Here is a 19591-nt window from a genome sequence, read left to right on the forward strand (position 1 = left end):
CGATGTGCTTCCGGTGCCCGGCCGTGTGCGGTGGAATCCGGGTGCCGCCCGCCACCGCTGGACCGGTCGGGTGCGGCACCGGATGCGGGCGGGGAGGGCGCGGTGCGGTGGGACTGCGCGCCGCGGGGTGCGGCGATGCGGGGTTCAGCGCTCGCCGCGCCGCCGGCGCTCCTCACGCTCCCAGCGCCGGCGCAGGCGGCGGCGGGCCTCGGGCCGGGCCCGTTCGATCTCCGGGGCGAAGGTCTCGCGGGTCATCTCCTTGAACCGGTCGCTGCGCTCGGCGAACTCCGCGCGGCTGGGACCGCGCTCCCACGGCCTGCCGAGCAGCGCCTCGGCGGCGGCCGGCACGGCCCAGGCTGCGCCGAGCGCGAGCCCCGCGGGCGCGCCGCCGAGCATGAGCCAGCCCACGGCCACGGCCACGGCGGGCGGGACGAGCAGGTCGGGCAGCGCGTAGGCCCAGCCGCCCGGGGCCGAGTGCCCGGCGCGCAGCTGGGCCGGGCGCACGGCCAGCGCGCCCGCGCACTCGCCGAGCAGCGCGGAGGCGATCACGGCCGCGATGAGGTCGGAGAGCTCGCGATGGCCCACCGCCGGCAGCAGGGCGGCGAGCCACACGAGCAGCAGGGCCACCGGCGTCTTGAGCCCGGCCAGGAAGAGGCGGCCGGCCACGACGGCCCACAGCGGCGGGACCGGGCTGCGGGCGGGCCCGCCCCCGCCGTCGGGTGCGCCGCTCATGCGTCGGACCCCTCGGGGGCGGGCGCGCGGTAGCCGCGCAGCCCCCACAGGGTGATGGCCGCGCCCATGACCAGCGCCCCGGCGCACCATCCCATGGTCGAGGAGAACGCGAGCGCGACGGCGGCCGGCTGCGCGTACTGCGCGCCGGAGAGGCCCACGAGCAGCGGCAGCGCCGCCACGGCGATGAGCCCCGCGGTGCGCGAGACGGCGTTGGACACGCCGCTGGCGATCCCGGAGTAGCGCTCCGGCGCTGCGGCCAGCGCGACCCCGGTCAGCGGGGACACGAGCAGCGACATGCCCAGGCCCTGCAGGAGCAGCGGCGGCAGCAGGTGGACGGGGTAGTTCGGCCGGGAGGGGGCGAATCCCAGCCAGAGGAGCGCAGCCGCCACCGTGAGCATGCCGGCGACCATGGGACCGCGCGGGCCGCGGCGGTTCGCCACCCCGCCGAAGTAGCCGGAGAGCCCCAGCATGACGAGGGAGACGGGCACGGTCGCGGCCCCCGCGGCCAGGGGCGAATAGCCGGCCGTCGTCTGGAGGAACAGGGTGAGGAAGAGCCCGGCGCCGGTGAAGCCGGCGTAGACGAAGAGCGTGGCGAGGTTGACCGCGGAGAACGCACGGCTGGAGAAGATGCTCAGCGGGAGCATGGGATGGGCGCCGCGGCGCTCCGCGAGGACGAAGGCCACGGCCGCGAGCGCAGCCACCCCGGCGGCGGCGAGCACCCCGGTGCGCCCGCCGGGCACACTTGCCGGGTCGCCCCAGCCGGTCAGCGCCCAGGTCAGGCCCGCCAACGCCGTGGGCGCCAGGAGCATCCCGGGCACGTCGAGCCCGCCGGCGGCACCCTCGTCGCGGGTCTCCGGCGCCGGGCGCAGCAGCCACAGCACGACGAGGGCCAGCGGGACGTTGATGAGGAACCCCAGGCGCCAGTCGATGCTGACGAAGAAGCCGCCCACCACCGGGCCGGCCGCCGTGGCGGCGCCCAGCATGCCGCTCCACGCCCCGATCGCCCGCAGGCGGTCGCCCTGGGCGAAGCTCGACTGCAGGATCGCCAGGCTGCCGGGGGTCAGCAGGGCCGCCGCCACGCCCTGGACCAGGCGCGCCGCGATGAGCAGACCCGCTGTGGGGGAGGCGGCCACGGCGGCCGAGGCGAGCGCGAACGCCCAGACGCCCCACACGTAGACGCGCTTGCGGCCCAGGCGGTCGCCCAGCGAGCCGCCCACGATGATGAGGCCCGCCAGCGTGAGCGTGTAGGCGTTGATGACCCACTGGAGCTGCGCGAGGCTCGCGTGCATGTCCTGCCCGATCCGCGGCAGCGCGACATTGGCGATCGTGCCGTCGAGGAAGACCATGCCGGACCCGGCCACGCACGCCGCGAGCAGCCGCCGGCCGGCGGCGCTGCTGAGGGTGAGGGGAGGGGCGGTCGGCACGCCGGCAGTCTACGCGGGCCGTGTCCGCGGTGGGGGCCGGAAGCCCGCGTGCTCGCTAGACTCCGAGCATGGCTGACGCACTGGTGCTCGTGGACATCCAGAACGACTTCTGCGAGGGAGGGGCGATGGGCGTCGACGGCGGCATCGGCGTCGCCGCGCGGGCCGGCGCGCACGCGCTCGCCCACCGCGGGGCGTACGCCCACATCGTCGCCACCGCCGACTGGCACATCGATCCCGGCGACCACTTCTCCGCCCAGCCGGACTTCGTCGAGTCATGGCCCGTCCACTGCGTCGCGGATTCGCCGGGGGCCGAGCTGCGCCCCGAGCTGGGCCCCGCCGTCCCGCTCATCGAGGCGCTCTTCCGCAAGGGCGAGTACGAGGCCGCCTACTCCGGCTTCGAGGGCACCGCCGCGGACGGCTCCGGCCTCGCGGACTGGCTGCGCGAGCGCGGCGCCGCCTCGCTCGACGTGGCCGGGATCGCCACGGACTACTGCGTGCGGGCCACCGTGCTCGATGCCCTGCGCGCCGGGTTCGACGTCACCGTCCTCACCGACCTCGTGGCCGGCGTCGCCCCGGAGAGCGCGCGGCGCGCACTGGCGGAGATGGAGGCCGCCGGCGCGACGCTTGCCGAGGCCGGCGAGCGCGCTCAGGGGGAACCGGTGCGGGACGAGCCGGCGCAGGGGGAAGCCGCGCAGAAGACGGCCCAACAGGGGGCAGTCGAACAGGGGACGGCCGCGCAGAAGACGGCCCAACAGGGGCAAGCGGATCAGCCGCGCGGGAGCGCGGATCAGCCACGTCGAAGGGCAGGGGAATGAGCACACAGCACACGGCCGCAGGGGCACCGGGGGAGACCGGAGCGGATGACGGCCCCGAGCGCGTGACGCTCTGGACGCCCTCGCCCGAGCGCGTCGAGGCCAGCGAGCTGCGCGCCTACCAGCGCTGGCTGCGCGAGACCCGCGGGGTGCGCACCGAGTCCTACCAGGACCTCCTCGACTGGTCGCTCGAGCACCTCGAGGACTTCTGGGAGTCCATCTGGGAGTACTTCGATGTCATCGGCACCCGCGGCGATGGCCCCGTGCTCACCGGCGACACCATGCCGGACGTCCGCTGGTTCCCCGGCGCCCGCGTGAACTACGCCCAGAACATCCTGCGCCGCGCGGCCACCCACCCGGACGACGAGGCCATCGTGGGCCTGCACGAGACGAACCCGCGCGAGTCGCTCACCTGGGCGCAGCTCGAGGGCCGCGTGGGGGCCCTCGCCGCCTGGCTGCGGGCGCAGGGCGTGTGCCCCGGCGACACCGTGTGCGCGGTGCTGCCGAGCATTCCCGCCGCGGCCGAGGCGCTCCTGGCCTGCGCCTCGATCGGCGCGGTGTGGTCCGTGGTCGGCCCCGACTTCGGGGTGACGGGCATCGTCGACCGCTTCGCCCAGATCGAGCCCAAGGTCCTCATCACCGTCGACGGGTACGAGTTCAACGGCAAGCGCATCGACATGCGCGCCCAGCTCGCCCAGCTGCTCGAGGCGCTGCCGAGCGTGACCGCCCACCTGCTCGTCGACCAGCTGGGCGCGGCGCTCGACGCACCGGCCACCGGTGAGCCGGCCGGCGAGGCACGGGGCGCCGAGCCGCGCGCCGCCGGTGCGCACACCGGCGCGCAGGCGCCTCCCGGGCCCGCGCCTCGGCTGCGGCCCACCGCGTACTCGCAGGTCATCGCGGTGCCGCAGGCCCCCGAGTACGAGGCCACCGAGTTCTCCCATCCACTGTGGGTGCTCTACTCATCGGGGACCACGGGCAAGCCCAAGGGCATCGTCCACGGCCACGGCGGCATCGTGCTCGAATCGCTCAAGGCCAATCGGCTGCAGCAGGAGACGGTGCCCGGCGGACGGCACTACTCGGCGGTCGCGACGACCTGGGTCGTGTGGAACCTGCTCATCAACTCGCTGCTGTCGGGCACCACGATCGTCGTCTACGACGGCTCCCCGGTCTTCGGCGCCCCGGACAAGCAGTTCGAGATCTGCGGCAGCGAGCGGGTGACGAACTTCGGCACGGGGGCCGCGATCCTCACGCTCATCGAGCGCTCCGGGCTGTCCCCGGATGCGCGGCACAACCTCTCGGCCCTGCGCTCCATCCTCTCGACGGGCTCGCCGCTGCCCGACTCCACGTGGGAGTGGGCGTATGCGCAGGTGGCCGACGACATCCACGTCGGCTCGGATTCCGGGGGCACGGACATCGCGACCGGCTTCATCGGCTCGAACCCCTTCGACCCGATCGTGCGCGGCGAGCTGCAGGGCGCCTACCTGGGCGTCGAGGCGGCCGCGTTCGACTCGCACGGGCGGCCCGTCATCGACGAGGTGGGGGAATTCGTCGTCACGCGGCCCATGCCCTCCATGCCCGTCATGTTCTGGAACGACCCGGACGGCGAGCGCTACCGCAGCGCCTACTTCGACGTGTTCCCGGGGGTGTGGCGCCACGGGGACTGGGTGACGAAGCGGCCCGGCGGGCAGTACGTCATCCACGGGCGCTCGGATTCGACGATCAACCGCGGCGGCATCCGCATGGGCTCGGCGGACATCACCCAGGTGGTGGACCGGGTGCCGGGCGTGCAGGCGTCGATGGTGATCGGTGCGGAGCTGGCCGACGGCGGCTACTACATGCCGCTGTTCGTCGTGCCCGCGCCCGGCGTCGAGGTCGACGAGGAGCTGCGGGGCTCGATCGTCGCGGCGATCCGCTCCGAGGTCTCGCCGCGCTATGTGCCCGACGAGATCATCGCGGCCCCGGCGGTGCCCGTGACCCGCACCGGCAAGCTGCTCGAGATCCCCATCAAGCGGGTGCTCCAGGGCGGCGACGCCGCAGGCGTCAACCGCGCCACCGCCGCGGATCCCCAGGTGCTCGACTGGTACGTGGACTTCGCGAGCGCCTATGCAGACCGCGGGGCCGAGCGCTAGCGTGGGGCCAGGCGCGCAGCCGCATCACCGCACCCGGTGAGACCACCGTTTCGGTGGGACCGAACAGATGAGGAGGACCGACATGGCAGAGGCCACGTCCATCAGCGTCAGCCGCACCATCGATGCCCCGGCCAAGGACATCTTCGACGTGCTCTCCAACCCGGAGCGCCACCGCGAGTTCGACGGCTCGGGCCAGATCGTCTCCGATGACCGCACCAACCGCATCCAGGCGGTGGGGGATGTGTTCACGATGAACATGAACGCCCCCCACATGGGCGGCGACTACAAGACGGAGAACCACGTCACCGGCTTCGGGCAGGACAAGATCCTCGCCTGGCAGACCGCGCCCGCCGGCCAGGAGCCCGCGGGCTGGGAGTGGGTGTGGGAGCTCGACTCCACCGGCCCCGACTCCACGGACGTCGCGCTCACCTACGACTGGTCGAAGGTCGATGCGGCAACCGCGAAGAAGGTGAGCTTCCCGCTCATCCCGCGCGAGGCCCTCGAGGAGAGCCTCAAGATGCTCGCGGGGGCCGTCTCCGGCGCCTGAGCACGGGGCCGCGTGCGCGCAGCGGGCAGACGCAGTGCGTGTGAGCCCGAGTGCGCGGTGGTGAGTCGAACGGCGGGAGGGCCCGGGACAGTGTCCCGGGCCCTCCCGCCGTGCTGTGCGCAGGCCGTGTGCGTGGTGCTGGCCGTGTGGAGAGTGTTGGCGTTGTGCTCGGTGCCGGGGCCAGTGATGCCGTGGCCCGGCTCAGTCCCGGCGCCTGCGTGCCGTGGCGAGGAGGAGCACCGCGCCCCCGCCGATGAGGATGAGCGCCCCGCCCGTGATGAGCTGCGCCTGAGTGCCTGTGCGCGGCAGGCGGCTGGGCGCCTCGGGCGAGTCCGGCTGGGGCGCGGGCGCCTCGGAGACCGGGGGCTGAGGACCGGGCGCCTGGGGCCTCACCGGCGCGGTGGTCTCCGGAGCCGGTGCCGTGGTTGTGGCCGGGGCGGACGGAGACGGCGTCACCGGAGGCGCAGTGGTGGGCGGCGCAGTGGTGGCAGGAGCTGTGGTCGCAGGTGCCGTCGTGGGAGCCGTGGTCGAGGGCGTCGGAGCGCGGTGGACGGTCTCGGCGGGGATGCCCCACTCCGACTGCCAGGCCTTCCAGCCCTCGCCGCCGTCGATGCGGACCACCCAGGTGGTCCAGCCGATGTCCACCGGTACGGGGCGCGTCGTGGCCCGCGCCGTGCCGTCCGTGCCGACCGTGACGTCGAAGGCCTGCGGCTCGCCGGGCGTGCCGGAGGCGCTGGCCGACTGCACGGGTGCGGTGTCCGTGCGGTACGGCGTCGCGGTGACCCGCAGCCGCGAGCCCGGCCGCGCACCCCGCACGGCGATCGCATCGGTGCTGGTGTTGGCCGTGTTGTCGAGTGCTGCGGTGGTCGTCGCCTGCGGTGTCCAGGGGACGAGGCCCGTCTCCTCGGCGATGCCGTGATCGGACCGCCAGGCGCGGATGCCGGGCGCCGGTGCGATCCGCTCGGTCCAGTACACCCAGCCGCGGTAGCCGCGGTCCAGTGCGAGGGAGGGTGAGTCCTGCGTTCCGTTCCCCACGCCCTTCGAGGTCACGGTGCCGATCTTCGCAGTGCCCTGCGCGGGCTGCTGGGTGCGCTGGGGCTTCGCGGGGCTTGCCCACAGGGTGTGCTCGACCGTGACGCGCTGGCCCTTCGCAAGGCCCGAGACCGTGAAGGCGTCGTGGAGCCGGGCGCCCGGCGCGGGCTCCGCGGTGCTGATGCGGGTGGTCACGCGGGGTTGCGAGGTCGCCGGGAGCCGGTGCTCGGCGCGGGCGGACACGGCCACGGGCGGGCCGGCCGTCACGATGTTCTGCACCGTCGACGAACCGCGCCCGTGGGCCCGGTAGAGGCGCACCGCGTCCCCGGGCAGGTCCTTGGCGCGCGCACTCAGCGCGACCGTCGCGGCCTTCGTGCCCGTGTCCGGAGCGGTGAGCAGGACCGTCACGGGCTTGGCCGCCGTGGTGATCGCCGCGGGGCCCTGCGCGCCGGTGGTGGAGAGCTCCACCCGGCGGCCGGGCAGCGGCGCCCCGGAGGCAGCGGTCAGCGAGATCGTCGCCGTCAGCTGCGTGCCGGCGGCACCCGCCTGGGTCTGCCCGCCGCCGGCCGCCGCAGTGAGGGGCACGGCGGGGCCGGGGCTGAGCCGCGGGACCGGGGCGAGGGCGACGCGGAGCCGGTAGGGCCCCGCCAGGCGCTTGGCATCGCGGGTGATCGCGGCGTACTGCTTGGCGGCGCCGGCGAAGTTCGCCCCGAGCGCGCTGGGCGCATGGACCTTCATGCGGTGCCGGTGCGGGATCTTCGCGTCGAGCTTGACGATGGCGGACAGCGCCGCCTGGACATCGGCCTTGCCGGAGTCCGAATGCGCGGCGAGTGCCCAGGCCGTGCGGGCGGTCCGGACGGTGGAGGGCTTCACCCCCGCGAAGTACTTGGGATAGGGCGTGAGCATGCCGGCGTCGATGCAGTAGGCATTGCGGTTGGCCAGGGAGCGATAGGACCCGTACCACGTGCGCTGCGCACCCTGGCGGTGCCAGTGGCCGGGGCCGAGGATCGTCTGCTCGTTGGCGCTGAGCGCCCGGCCGAGTTCGGCCGGAGCTCCGTAGGCGTCGACACCGGGGGCCTGCTCGGCGGCCGTGGGCTGCTGGGTCCCCGGATCCGGGGAGCCCGGAGCGGGCGTCCCCGGGGACCCGGGCGGCGCGGTGGCGCCGAGCGCCTGGGCCGGAGCGGCGAGCCAGACGAGCAGGGGTGCGAGGAGGAGGACGAGGACATAGGCGAGTGCTGTGCGTGTTTTCATGGCCACAGCCCAGCCGATCGTCAGACTCCGCGGCCGCGCGCTGCGCGATCTGTGGACGCAGCCCCGGTTTCCACAGCCCGGTGCTCGCCTTCGGGGCCGGGCTGTCCACAGCCGGTGCTCGCTCCCCCGCCCCCGCCGCGGGGCCGCGTGCCCCGTCGCGCAGCCGCTTAGGCGGCGCCTCGGGGCGGTCAAACCGGTTGGTGGCCGCCGCGGCTCGCGGAGTAGAGTCGAGGCCGATGAGTGCGCGCCGCGCGTGCACGCCCGATGCGAGGTGAGGAGTGGCATGGCCCAGACGAAGGAGAACGTGGACGTAGTCCTGATCGGCGGCGGCGTCATGAGCGCCACGCTGGGCGCGATGCTCAGCGAGCTGCAGCCGGACTGGAGCATCCGCGTCTACGAGCGCCTCGACTACGTCGCGCGCGAGAGCTCGGACGCCTGGAACAACGCCGGCACCGGCCACTCGGCCCTCTGCGAGCTCAACTACTCCCCGGAGCTGCCGGACGGGAGCGTCGACATCTCGAAGGCGATCAACATCGCCGAGCAGTTCCACGTGACCCGCCAGTTCTGGTCCCACCTCGTCGACGAGGGCGTCATCGCGGACCCCACGACCTTCATCTCGCAGGTTCCCCACATCAGCTACGGCCGGGGGCAGAAGGGCCGCGACTACATCGAGAAGCGCTACCAGACGATGGTGCGCAACCCGCTGTTCAAGTCCATGGAATTCACGGACGATCCCGCCACGCAGGCGGACTGGCTGCCGCTCATGTTCGAGAACCGCGGCCCCGGCCAGGTCAACGGCCTGTCGCGCGTCGTCGAGGGCACGGACGTGGACTTCGGCTCGCTCACCCGCCAGCTGCTGCAGAACATCGCGAACAACGGTGCGCAGATCCACACGAACCACCAGGTCACGACGCTCAACCGCAATGCCGACGGCTGGAAGGTGGGCGTCAAGGACCACGGGAGCGGCGAGGCCTTCGACGTCGATGCCCGCTTCGTCTTCATCGGCGCCGGCGGCGGGGCGCTGCCGCTGCTGCAGAAGTCCGGCATCGCGGAGGCGCGCGGCTACGGCGGCTTCCCCATCTCCGGCATGTTCCTGCGCACCGCGAACCCGGAGCTCGTGGCCCGCCATAAGGCGAAGGTCTACGGCCAGGCCTCCGTGGGCGCCCCGCCCATGTCCGTGCCCCACCTCGACACCCGCGTCGTCAACGGCCGCGAGTACCTCATGTTCGGGCCGTTCGCCGGGTTCTCGCCCAAGTTCCTCAAGTCCGGCCGGTTCACGGACCTGCCGTTCAGCGTGCGGGGGAACAACCTGGGTGTCATGCTCAACGTAGCGAAGGACAACTTCGGCCTCGAGAAGTACCTCGTCGAGCAGCTCGCGGAGACGAAGAAGGGCCGCTTCTCCGCGCTGTCCGACTTCACCCCGGAGATCGACCCGCACGAGTGGGAGCTCATCACCGCGGGCCAGCGCGTCCAGGTGATGAAGCGCGACCCCCAGAAGGGCGGCGTGCTGGCGTTCGGCACCGAGCTCGTCTCCTCCGCCGACGGCTCGATCGCGGGCCTGCTGGGCGCCTCGCCCGGCGCCTCGACGGCCGCGCCCATCATGCTCAACCTCCTGGCCAAGTGCTTCCCCCAGCAGTACGTGCAGTGGGAGTCCAAGCTCAAGGGGATGGTTCCCTCGCTCGGCCGCAAGCTCGCCGACGACGAGACGCTCCTCGACGAGCTGGGCGAGTACACCGCCCGCACCCTGCGGATCGGCTGAGCCGCCCGCTGGCCGAGGGCCGGTTGCACGGGGCCGGACCGCGCGATGCCGCGCGGTCCGGCCCCGTGCGCGTTCCCAGGGCGCGCACGCGCGCATGTCAGCGCGATCTGCCATGCTTGGACCCACAGCGGCGGCCGGCAGAGGCCGCGCGCCCCGTCCCGCGCCCGCCGCGCCCGACTTCGAAGGACCTCGATGACCGACCAGCCCTGGCAGGACCCCCGCAGCCGCGCCCCGCAGCCGGGACAGTCGGAGGGCAGCTTCCGCTGCCCCGCGCCCGAGGCGCCCGCCGGGGCCCAGCCGGGCGGCTCCGCCCCTGCCGCCCAGCCGTACGGCTCGGCTCCTGCCCCGCAGCAGCCGAACCGGCCGCAGCAGGGCTCGGGTGCCGCGCCCGGAGCGGCCCAACCGCCCGTTCAGCAGCCGGGCTACGCCGCCCAGCAGCCGGGCTACGGCAGCCAACACCAGGGCTACGCGGCTCAGCAGCCCGGTTCCTCCAGCCAACAGCAGGCCTACGGCACCCAGCAGCCGGCCTACGGCACCCAGCAGCCGGGCACGGGCAGCCAGCATGCCCCCCACCGCGGCGCCCCCCAGCCCGGCTACGGCTCGGCGCCCCAGGGCTCGGCACCCCATGGAGGGCCGGTGCAGGGAGCACCTGGCTACGGTGCGCCGGGCCCGGTCCCCCAGCAGTCGCGCCCCGGGTACCCCCAGGGCTCCGGCTTCCCGGGGGCGGGCACCGGCTCCCACCCGGGCACCGGCGCCCAGCAGCCGGCACCGGGCGGCTACCCGGAGCAGCGCGCGTATTCCCAGTCGCGGCTGCGGCCCAGCGTCACCCAGGAGATGCGCAGCCGCTCGCAGATCCACCAGCACAGCGGCGCTCAGCTCCAGGCCAGCTGGACCCAGCAGGCGACGAGCGCCATGCGCCGCGAGGACCCGACGAAGGGCGCGGACCTCGCCCGCCTCATCATCGGGATCGTCGTGTGCGCCGTGCTCGGCCTGGGGTTCCTCCTCATCCTGCTGCTCGGGGCCCTGAGCTTCCGGGGCGTGGGCGTCATCATCGTGCTGCTGTCCCTGCTGCCGCTGAGCGTCATCATCGGCATGGTCCTGTGGTTCGACCGGTGGAAGCCCCAGCCCAAGCTCATCCTGGGGCTGTGCGTCCTGTGGGGGGCGGTCGCCTCCGTCATCATCGTCTTCATCACCCAGCTCACCTCGATCTACGCGCTGGGCGCGTTCGGGATCGACGCGAGCGGCGACGTCGTGGGCGCAGTCGTCATGGCGCCCATCTTCGAGGAGGGCGCCAAGGGCATCTTCCTCGTCGCGCTGGTGCTCGGTGCGCGCAAGTACTTCGAGGGCCCCCTGGACGGCTGGATGTACGGCACGCTCATCGGCGCCGGGTTCGCCTTCACGGAGAACCTCCTCTACCTGGGCAGCGCCTACGACGACTACCAGAGCCAGGGCCTCATCCTCACGTTCGCCATGCGCTGCGTGGTCTCCCCGCTGCTGCACTCGACGTTCACGGGCATGGCCGGCATCGCGATCGGGCTGGCGGCCCGCCGCGGCTCGTGGTGGCTCACCGCGCTCATGTGGATTCCCGGCTACATCGTGGGGGCCTTCCTCCACGGGCTGTGGAACGGGGTGGCGACGGCGACCGATGACATCGACCCCCTGGCGAGCATCGCCATCACCCTGGTCTTCTCCGCCTGCGTCTCCGCGCTGTGGTTCGGCAGCGGGCTCTACCTGCGCCACGAGGAGACGAAGCAGACGCGCCTGATGCTGGGCGACTACGCGAACGCCGGCTGGCTCACCCACGCGGAGGTCGACATGCTCGGCACCTGGAAGGGCAGGCGCGCGGGGCGCCGCTGGGCCTCCCAGTTCCCCGGCGGCAAGACGGAGATGAAGGCCATGATCCGGGCGGCCGCCTCCCTGTCCTCCATCCGCGAGCGGATCCTGGGCGGAGTCGGCGGGCGCACGGAGATCGCGCGCGAGCGGTTCGAACTCGACGAGCTCACCCAGGCCCGCAGCCGGCTCATGGCGAGCGCGCGGATGCCGGCCCGCCGCCCGTGACCCTCATCGACGCCGTCCTCGCGCTGCTGGGGCTGCTCGCCCTCATCGCCGGCTGGCAGCAGCGGCTGACGGCGTCGGCGGGCACGCTCGTGGGCTTCGTCGCGGGCTTCCTGCTGGGCCGGCTGTGCGCCGTGCCGCTGGCGAACGCGGCGGTGGGCTGGGGCCTGCTGGGCGAGTCCGGCCGGCCCGGCATCGCGCTGGCGGTGCCGCTGGCGCTGGGCACGCTGCTCGCGGCCGCCGGCTGCGTGCTCGGCATCCGGTTGCGCCAGCGGATCACCAGCCGGCTGGGCCGCGGGCTCGATGCGAGTGCGGGCGCGCTCACCAGCGCGATCGCCTTCGTGCTCATCGTCTGGCTGGCCGCCGGCTGGGTCCGCACGACACCGCTCATCGCCCCCAACCGGTGGGCCGCGGAATCGGGGATCGTCGCGGCGCTCGACCGCGCCGCCCCCGTGGACTCCGCCCAGGCGCTGGGTTCGATCGGCACGGTGCTCGCCGACAGCGGGTTCCCGCAGGTCTTCAGCGGCCAGGCGGAGCGCATCCGCGACATCGGGGCCCCGAACGAGGCGATGAACCGCGTGGGGCGCGCGGCAGAGGACTCGGTCGTGAAGATCACCACCGACACCACCGTGTGCAGCACGACGCAGGAGGGCTCCGGGTGGGTCTTCCGGCGGGGCTACGTGGCGACGAACGCGCACGTGGTGGCGGGCTCGCGGGGGCTGAGCGTCCAGGTGGGCGGCAAGGGCCGGCCCTATGCCGCGCACGTCGTGGGCTTCAGCGCCGCGAAGGACGTCGCGGTCCTGCGAGTGCCGGAGATGGGCGCCGAGCCGCTGGAGCTGGGCGGCCAGCTGCGCACGGGCTCCGATGCGGTTGTCGTGGGCTTCCCGGAGAACGGGCCCTACACGATCTCGCCGGCCCGCGTCCGCGAGGGCCTGCGGGCCCGCGGCCTCGACATCTACGACAAGGACTCCGTCGTGCGCGATGTCTACTCGCTGCGCGCGGTGGTGCGCCCCGGCAACTCGGGCGGCCCGCTCGTCGACGCGCGCGGCCGGGCGGCCGGGATGGTCTTCGCGAAGTCCGCCGCGGACGGCGATACGGGCTACGCGCTCACGCTCGGCGAGATCTCCGGCGTCCTCAAGGCCGCCGGGGGCACGGCGAAGACCGTGTCCACCGGCTCCTGCGCCGCCAGCTCGCAGTCCCACGCCCGGGGCTGAGCCGGGGCCGCCCGCAGCCCGTCTCCCAGGCCGCCCGCAGCCCAGGGGGCCCGCCGCAGGGCCTGCCCGAGGCCCGTTGCCCAGACCGCCCGCATCCCGCCGCACGGGCCGGGCTCGTGCCCGTCGAACCGGGCCGGTTCGTTCCGGGTCCTTGCCCCGCGCCCGAGGCGCCGGCGGGGCCGTGGCCGCCCCCGCCTCGGGCGCGTGCCGGCACGGCCTACGGCACGTCGAGGTAGCCGATGACCCCGCGGTGGTCCGAGGTGCCCTCGCCCATGACCGAGTCCCCGGTGGGCGTGAGGCCGCGCACGAGGATGTGGTCGAGGCGGACGAGGGGGAACTGCGCGGGCCACGTGAACCCGAAGCCCCCGCCCACCGCGCGCCGGGTGTCGGTGAGCTGGGAGGACAGCTCGGAGAAGTAGCGATCGGAGGAGCCCGCGTTGAAGTCGCCGGCGACGATGATGCGCTGCGAGCGATCGGCGCGCACCACCTCGGCGAGCTTGCTGAGCGCGGCATTGCGCAACGACTCCTGGCCCGGGCGCACGGAGGGCATGTGCACGGCGTAGAAGCGCACATCGCCCTCGTCGGTCTGAACGGTGGTGGCGAACGCCCGCGGCCACTGCAGGCCCAGGCCGATCTCCTCCGTGTCCTTGAGCGGCCACTTCGTCCACACCCCGACGGTGTCCGCGACGTGGGAGTGGGAGAACTTCCCGTCGAGGCGCTTCCTGATGATCTTGCCCGACAGCGATTCCAGCTCCTCGACGGCCACGATGTCCGGCTGGTGCTCCGTGAGCGCCTGGACCGTGGCCGTGGGCTGCGAGCCGCGGGCGCCCACGTTCTGGGTGGCGACGACGAGCCCGCTGTGCTCGGGGGCGTGGGCCGGGCGCAGATAGGCGCCGAACATCGCGGCCCAGACGATGGCCGGGACGAGCACGCCGATGATGCTGAGGACGGAGAAGCGGATGAGGCCCGCAAGGACGACGAGGACGATGAGGATCCACGTCCACGGCAGCGCTGACTCGACCACGAGGGCGATGCCCCGGCTCGTGGGCAGGAGGGAGTGGAGCAGGAGGAGGGCCGCGACGAGGGTGCCGGCGATGAGCACGGCAATGCCCTTGAGAGCGCGCTTCGGGGTTGCTGACATCGACGAGCAGTCTAGGCGCCGTACCTGATCCGCAGCTGACCGGGGACTGGCACTGCGCCCGCAACCGCGCCCGGGCAGCCCCGCCCGCGCCACTCGCGGACGGGGCTCGGCGGCCTGCGGTCCCGGTGCCCCGCGGGCGGCGCCTCAGCGCAGGGCGGTGGCGCGCCAATCTCGACGTCGGGGTGCTCGTCGAAGCGGTAGCCGGTGCCCCGGATGGTCCGCACGATCGCGGAGTGCGAGCCCAGCCGCTTGCGCAGGCGGCGGACGTGGACGTCGACCGTGCGCTCATCGGGCCGCTCGTCGCCGTGGCCCCACAGGGCGGTGATGAGGTCCTCGCGGCGCAGGGTCTCGCCCGGCCGCGAGACGAGCGTGGCGAGCAGGTCGAACTCCTTCGTCGTCACGGCGGCCAGCCGGCCGTCGACGTGGACCTCGCGGCGGGGGATGTCGATGCGCACGCTGGCCGGCTCCGGTTCCGCGGCGTCCTCGCGGTGGGACGGCGGGTGCACGCGGCTCGGGATGCGCGAGCGCACCGGGCCGTGGCGCCCGGCCGGGGTGCCGGCCGCGGCGGGGGAGCCCGAGGCGACGGCGCGCACGGCGTCGAGGTCGCGGTCCGGGCCCTCGGGCGCCAGGGCGATGATCGCCTGCGTCTCGGCCTGCCCGGCGAGCTGCTGTGCGAAGGCCTGCACGGCCTGGGCGACCGCCGTGAGGTTCGTGCCGTCGGCGGCGGCCTTCTCCTCGTCGAGTCCGATGTAGAGGACGATGCCCCGCGCGGCGCGCGGCGCGGGCTCGACGCCCGTCGGGCCGTAGGTGCGGGGGGCGGAGTTCGGATCGATCGAGGTCAAGCGCGGTCCCTGTCGTCGGGTGGCGGCGGCGCTGCGCGGGTGCGCGGCGCGGGCCGCGGCCCCGGCGGGGGGTGCGAACGGGGACTGGGGGTTCAGGCGGGGCTGGGGCATGTCGCTGGTCCTTCGAATGGGCGGGGCCGCTGGCGTTCGGGGCTCGTCCGCGACCGGGCGGCGAAGGCTAGGAGAGGTCGCGGACGCGGCGCATGGGCTGCGCGGGCTGCCGGGCGCACATTCGCGCCTCCAGGCGGCGACAGGGGATGGACATGACCGTCATTATTCTTCATCCGCGGCCCGCGGGCCAAGCGATTGCGGCCGTTCGCGACCGAATAAGGCGCAGTATGACGAAGTGTGACGCAGGCGGGGGCGCCGCGGAGCGCCTGCGCGGTGGGCGCCCGGCAGGCTCAGACGATGCCGTAGAGGCGGTCGCCCGCATCGCCCAGGCCGGGGACGATGTAGCCGTTCTCGTTGAGCCGCTCGTCGAGCGCGGCGGTGTGGACCGTCACCTCGGCGCGCCCGTCGAACTGGGCGCGCAGGTGCTCGACGCCCTCCGGCGCGCTCACCAGGCAGACCGCGGTGACCTCCGAGGCGCCGCGGGCCAGGAGGAACTCGATGGCCATGGCGAGCGTGCCGCCCGTGGCGAGCATCGGGTCGATGACGAAGACCTGGCGGCCGGTCAGGTCTGCGGGCAGGCGCTCGGCATACGCGTGCGCCTCGAGCGTCTCCTCGTCGCGGATCATGCCCAGGAACCCCACCTCCGCGGTGGGCAGGATCTTCATCATGCCCTCGAGCATCCCCAGCCCGGCGCGCAGGATCGGCACGACGACGGGCCGCGGCGCGCTCATCGCCACCCCGGTTATGGGCCCCACCGGGGTGGTGATCCGGGTGTCCTTCACCCGCACGCACCGGGTCGCCTCGTAGGCCAGGAGCATGACGAGCTCGTCGGTGAGCTGGCGGAACCGCGCGGAGTCGGTGCGCTCGTCGCGCAGCACGGTGAGCTTGTGGGCGATGAGCGGGTGGTCTGCGACGCGGAGTTCCATACCCGGAAATCTACCCGATGGCCCGCCCCGCCCCGGCTGGTGCCCGCGCGCGTGCGCGGGTGACAATGGGGCCATGTCGTACTTCACCGCTGCCCTTGTCCACACCGACGACGGCTACCGGCCACTCGACCTCGAGATCGACGATGCGGAGACGATGGCGGACCTCGTCGAGCTCATCGACGCCGCCGGCGACGCCGAGCTGGGCGCGCTGGCCGTCATCGAGCACGAGGACGAGTGGTTCGCACTCGTGCGCGTGCTTCCCGAGGGGGAGGTGAAGGTCTTCCTCTCCGACATCGGGGCGGTTGCCGACTCGCCCTATGCCGAGCTCTTCGCCGACTACCTCGACTCGCAGCCCGACGCGTACGAGGGCGATCCCATGGAGGGCGAGGAGGACTACTCGAACGGTGACGAGGACGATGACGAGGAGGACGAGGCGGAGGAGGGCGCGACGATGCTCGAGCTCGACGACGACTCCGACTGGGGCGGTGACCCCGATATCTTCGCCGCCGAAGGGATCGCCGCCGACGAGCTCATCGAGCAGGTGCGCGAGCACGGCTCGGACCCCGCCCGCGTGGTCGCCCACGTGGGGGAGAAGGCCGGTTTCGCCGAGCAGCTCGAGGCCGCCCGCTGAGCGCCCCCGCCAGCGCCGGCGCCGCATTGCTGGAACACAGATGAACCGGCCCGAGGCGCCCGCGGGCCGGGCGTGGGCGCCCGCCATGGACGCGGCGCTCGAGGAGGCGCGGGCGTGCGCGGTCAGTGCCGACGTGCCCGTGGGCGCCGTCGTCGTGGACTCCGCCACGGGCCGGGTGCTCGGCCGCGGCCGCAATCGGCGCGAGGCCGATGGCGACCCCACCGCCCATGCGGAGGTGCTCGCCCTGCGCGCGGCGGCCGCCGGGCTGGGGCGCTGGCGCCTGGACGGCACCACCCTCGTCATCACGCTCGAGCCGTGTGCGATGTGCGCCGGGGCCGCGGCGGCCGCGCGGGTCGACCGGGTGGTCTTCGGCGCGTTCGACGACAAGGCGGGCGCCGCCGGCTCGATGTGGGACCTGCTGCGCGACCGTGCCGCCCTCCACCGGCCCGAGGTGCTCGCCGGCGTCCGCGCGGAGGCGGCCACCGCGCTGCTCGCGGAGTTCTTCGCGCAGCGCCGCTAGCCGGAGGCAGTCCGATAGCGCCGCGCACGTGCAGACAGCACGCGCATCGCGCCCCCGCGTCGCTCACCCGGCGGCCCCCTCATGAGCCGGAGTCCACCGCGAGTGGGCACCCCGGGGGATTTGGCGGCCGCCCGGGGGATCTGTAGACTCTTCCGCGGTAGCGTGTCCGAGCGGCCGAAGGTGCAACACTCGAAATGTTGTGTACGGTAACCCCGTACCGAGGGTTCAAATCCCTCCGCTACCGCCGAAATCCCGGGGCATCGGAATCGATGCCCCGGGATTCTTCTTCTCCGCCCGCCGCGAGTTCTCCGCCAGCCGCGAGCGGGTGGCGCTCAGCGCCGGGTGCTCACTCCTCGGCGAGCATGCCGTAGACCCGGCGGCGGGCCTCGTCGATGATTTCCGTGGCCGCCTTGATCTGCTCCTGATCGCCGCCGCGGACCACCTGGGCCACCGCCTGCGCGAGCTTGGCGCTGGCCTTGGGCAGCTCGCCGCCGAATCCGCGCCCGCCGCCGGCGGTCTCCCAGGGGGCGTCCTCGCCGGAGCGCGCCTCGGCCTCGGTGCGGCCCTCCTCGGTGAGCGAGTAGACCTTCTTGCCGCCGGTCTCGTCGGCGACGATGAGGCCCTCGTCGGCGAGCATCTGCAGGGTCGGGTAGACCGAGCCGGCGCTGGGCTTCCAGGCGCCCCCGCTGCGCTCCTCGAGCTCGCGGATGACCTGGTAGCCGTGCATGGGCTCCTCGCGCAGCAGCGCGAGGACGGCCTGGCGGACATCGCCGCGGCCCATCCGGCGCCCGCGCCCTCGGCCGCCCTGCATGCCGGTCATGCGGCGGAACATGGCCGCCATCGCGTTGGGGTCGAAACCGCCGCCGAACCCGCCGAATCCGGGTCCGCCCATGCCGCCGGGGCCTCCGTGGCCGTGCCGGCCGCCGGGCCCGCGCCGGCGGTCCTCGCGGTCGAATCGCTCGTCGCCGTGGGTGCGGGGCCCGTGGTCGGCGGGGCGGCCGTGGCGCCCGTGGAAGCGGTCGTCGCCGCTGCCGAAGCCGTCCCTGCCGTCGAAGCCATCGGCGCTGTCGTCGTTGAAGTCGGGAAACATCGTGTGTCCTCTTCCTGTCTGGGTGTGTCTGCGTGTGCGTCCGCGCCAGTGGCGGCGGATCTGCTCGCGGTGTCGGACCGCTCGCCTCGGCTGCCGGGTGCTGGGTTCGGCCGGCTGTGCCTCTCGGCGCCGGGTGAAGCGAAGCCCGCAAAGACTCTCGGCAACTGCCCGAAACTATATTGCGATATATCGCTGACTGTCAAGAGCGAGGAATTCGCCCCGCGGATTCAGGCCCACTGCCGCCTGCGCCGGGGAGGCCATTGCCCGGCCCTGCGCGGCTCGCCGCCCGCACCCCGGCGCCACACCGGGTGAGGAACGGGAACCGGCCGTGGGCGGCCCGGTCGTAGGATGACCGGGTGCCGCGGCCCACCGGCCGCACGCGCCTCGGGAAGGGCGCCGACGGCGCACGACGACAGGAGCGAACCGTGAGCGAACTGCCCAGCCAACTCAACATCCCGGCGCCCGCCGCCCTCGCGGCCGCGCAGGAGAAGGCGATGCTCGACAAGGCGCTCAAGCCCTGGGGCCAGATGTTCCTCCTCGCCCTGTCCGGCGGCGCCTTCATCGCGCTGGGCTTCGTCTTCTTCGTCTCCTCCCAGCAGGGGCTCGGTGCGGACTTCCCGCTCGGCGTCGCCAAGGTGCTCGGCGGGCTCGTGTTCTCCGTGGGCCTCATGCTCGTCGTCGTCAGCGGCTCCGACCTGTTCACCGGCACAACGATGACGCTCATGCCGCTGCTGTCGAAGTCCCTGGGCACCGGCCGCTGGCTGGGCCACTGGGGCGTCTCGCTGGCGGGCAACCTCGTGGGCTCCGTGGGCGTGGCCCTGCTCATCCTGTGGTCCGGCACCCCGGAGTCGAACAAGGGCGCATGGGGCCTCGTCGTCATGAATACGAGCCTGACCAAGGTGACCCACACGTGGGGCCAGGCGTTCTTCCTGGGCGTGTTCGCGAACTTCGCGGTCTGCCTGGCCGTATGGCTGGCCACCTCCGGACGGTCGACCGCGGACAAGATCCTCGCCTGCCTGGGCCCGGTGGCGCTGTTCGTCGCCAGCGGCTTCGAGCACTCCGTGGCCAACATGTTCATGCTCCCCATGGGTCTGCTCATCAAGGACTTCGGCGGCGACGCGTTCTGGTCCTCCGAGGCGGTCGTCAAGGCCGGCAAGCACGTGGGCGACTACGACGCGCTGACCCTGGGCTCAGTGGTGGGCGACAATCTCATCCCCGTGATCCTCGGCAACATCGTCGGCGGCGGCATCCTCGTGGGCGGCTACTTCTGGGCCTGCTACATCGCCCCGGCGCGCAGAGCCGCGGCGGCGCAGTCGAGCGGGAGCGACGGGCCGGCGGCCGCGGGCGCCGGCGCCGCGCACCCGGGGGTCGGGCC

At 73.7% G+C, this 19591-nt stretch carries 16 protein-coding genes and 1 tRNA gene; 10 read left to right on the top strand and 7 right to left on the bottom strand.

Going from position 1 to position 19591, the window contains the following annotated elements; translation table 11 throughout:
• Positions 1–144: 144 nt before the first annotated feature.
• Together GSY69_RS07715 and GSY69_RS07720 are read right to left on the bottom strand one after the other, a co-directional pair.
• On the bottom strand, positions 145–732 hold the full coding sequence (locus tag GSY69_RS07715) for a hypothetical protein (RefSeq protein ID WP_160953289.1): 588 nt from the start codon (positions 730–732) through the stop codon (positions 145–147).
• A complete protein-coding gene (locus GSY69_RS07720) occupies positions 729–2156 on the bottom strand; it encodes an MFS transporter (RefSeq protein ID WP_160953290.1) in 1428 nt (475 codons plus the stop codon). The genes GSY69_RS07715 and GSY69_RS07720 overlap by 4 nt, the downstream gene beginning before the upstream one ends.
• Positions 2157–2224: 68 nt before the next feature.
• Here GSY69_RS07720 and GSY69_RS07725 point away from each other — a divergent pair, with 68 nt between their 5' ends.
• The 3 genes from GSY69_RS07725 (at position 2225) to GSY69_RS07735 (ending at position 5644) form a co-directional block, all read left to right on the top strand.
• A complete protein-coding gene (locus tag GSY69_RS07725; protein ID WP_160953291.1) occupies positions 2225–2971 on the top strand; it encodes an isochorismatase family protein in 747 nt (248 codons plus the stop codon).
• Positions 2968–5097 carry an acetoacetate--CoA ligase gene (locus GSY69_RS07730; RefSeq protein ID WP_160953292.1) on the top strand — a complete coding sequence of 710 codons (2130 nt, stop codon included), beginning with the start codon at positions 2968–2970 and terminating at the stop codon, positions 5095–5097. Before GSY69_RS07725 ends, GSY69_RS07730 begins: the two co-directional genes overlap by 4 nt.
• Positions 5098–5179: 82 nt before the next feature.
• Positions 5180–5644, top strand: coding sequence for an SRPBCC family protein (locus GSY69_RS07735; RefSeq protein WP_160953293.1), 465 nt, complete (start codon positions 5180–5182; stop codon positions 5642–5644).
• Positions 5645–5845: 201 nt separating this feature from the next.
• Here the strand turns inward: GSY69_RS07735 and GSY69_RS07740 are convergent, their stop codons facing one another.
• Positions 5846–7927 carry a hypothetical protein gene (locus GSY69_RS07740; RefSeq protein WP_160953294.1) on the bottom strand — a complete coding sequence of 694 codons (2082 nt, stop codon included), beginning with the start codon at positions 7925–7927 and terminating at the stop codon, positions 5846–5848.
• 283 nt (positions 7928–8210) lie between these two features.
• On the opposite strand from GSY69_RS07740, the gene GSY69_RS07745 reads away from it, so the two are divergent.
• From GSY69_RS07745 to GSY69_RS07755, 3 genes are all read left to right on the top strand, one after another.
• On the top strand, positions 8211–9686 hold the full coding sequence (locus GSY69_RS07745; protein WP_160953295.1) for a malate:quinone oxidoreductase: 1476 nt from the start codon (positions 8211–8213) through the stop codon (positions 9684–9686).
• Positions 9687–9878: 192 nt separating this feature from the next.
• Positions 9879–11744 (top strand): PrsW family intramembrane metalloprotease, encoded by a 1866-nt coding sequence (locus GSY69_RS15180; RefSeq protein ID WP_328698808.1) that lies wholly within the window; start codon positions 9879–9881, stop codon positions 11742–11744.
• Positions 11741–12955: a MarP family serine protease gene (locus GSY69_RS07755; RefSeq protein ID WP_160953296.1), complete on the top strand. Its 1215-nt coding sequence runs from the start codon at positions 11741–11743 to the stop codon at positions 12953–12955. Before GSY69_RS15180 ends, GSY69_RS07755 begins: the two co-directional genes overlap by 4 nt.
• Positions 12956–13172: 217 nt before the next feature.
• Here the strand turns inward: GSY69_RS07755 and GSY69_RS07760 are convergent, their stop codons facing one another.
• From GSY69_RS07760 to upp, 3 genes are all read right to left on the bottom strand, one after another.
• Complete coding sequence (locus GSY69_RS07760) at positions 13173–14096, bottom strand: endonuclease/exonuclease/phosphatase family protein (RefSeq protein WP_160953297.1); 924 nt, start codon at positions 14094–14096, stop codon at positions 13173–13175.
• Between the two features lie 11 nt (positions 14097–14107).
• Positions 14108–15049 (bottom strand): winged helix-turn-helix domain-containing protein, encoded by a 942-nt coding sequence (locus GSY69_RS07765; protein WP_160953298.1) that lies wholly within the window; start codon positions 15047–15049, stop codon positions 14108–14110.
• A 290-nt stretch (positions 15050–15339) separates the two neighbouring features.
• Positions 15340–15975 carry a uracil phosphoribosyltransferase gene (upp, locus tag GSY69_RS07770; protein ID WP_160953299.1) on the bottom strand — a complete coding sequence of 212 codons (636 nt, stop codon included), beginning with the start codon at positions 15973–15975 and terminating at the stop codon, positions 15340–15342.
• A 73-nt stretch (positions 15976–16048) separates the two neighbouring features.
• On the opposite strand from upp, the gene GSY69_RS07775 reads away from it, so the two are divergent.
• From GSY69_RS07775 to GSY69_RS07785, 3 genes are all read left to right on the top strand, one after another.
• Positions 16049–16606 (top strand): tRNA adenosine deaminase-associated protein, encoded by a 558-nt coding sequence (locus tag GSY69_RS07775; RefSeq protein WP_160953300.1) that lies wholly within the window; start codon positions 16049–16051, stop codon positions 16604–16606.
• A gap of 85 nt (positions 16607–16691) precedes the next feature.
• Positions 16692–17126 (top strand): nucleoside deaminase, encoded by a 435-nt coding sequence (locus tag GSY69_RS07780; protein ID WP_160953304.1) that lies wholly within the window; start codon positions 16692–16694, stop codon positions 17124–17126.
• A 156-nt stretch (positions 17127–17282) separates the two neighbouring features.
• Positions 17283–17370 (top strand) — tRNA-Ser (locus GSY69_RS07785).
• 102 nt (positions 17371–17472) lie between these two features.
• On the opposite strand, the gene GSY69_RS07790 is transcribed toward GSY69_RS07785, so the two are convergent.
• Entirely contained in the window at positions 17473–18216 is a 744-nt protein-coding gene (locus GSY69_RS07790; RefSeq protein ID WP_407925016.1) for a PadR family transcriptional regulator, read from the bottom strand.
• A 425-nt stretch (positions 18217–18641) separates the two neighbouring features.
• Between GSY69_RS07790 and GSY69_RS07795 the strand changes: the two genes are divergently transcribed.
• Positions 18642–19591, top strand: a 950-nt coding sequence (locus tag GSY69_RS07795) for a formate/nitrite family transporter (RefSeq protein ID WP_160953301.1), incomplete at its 3' end; no start/stop codon positions are given.

The sequence above is a fragment of the Brevibacterium rongguiense genome (genome assembly GCF_009857845.1).
Classification (GTDB): Bacteria; Actinomycetota; Actinomycetes; order Actinomycetales; family Brevibacteriaceae; genus Brevibacterium; species Brevibacterium rongguiense.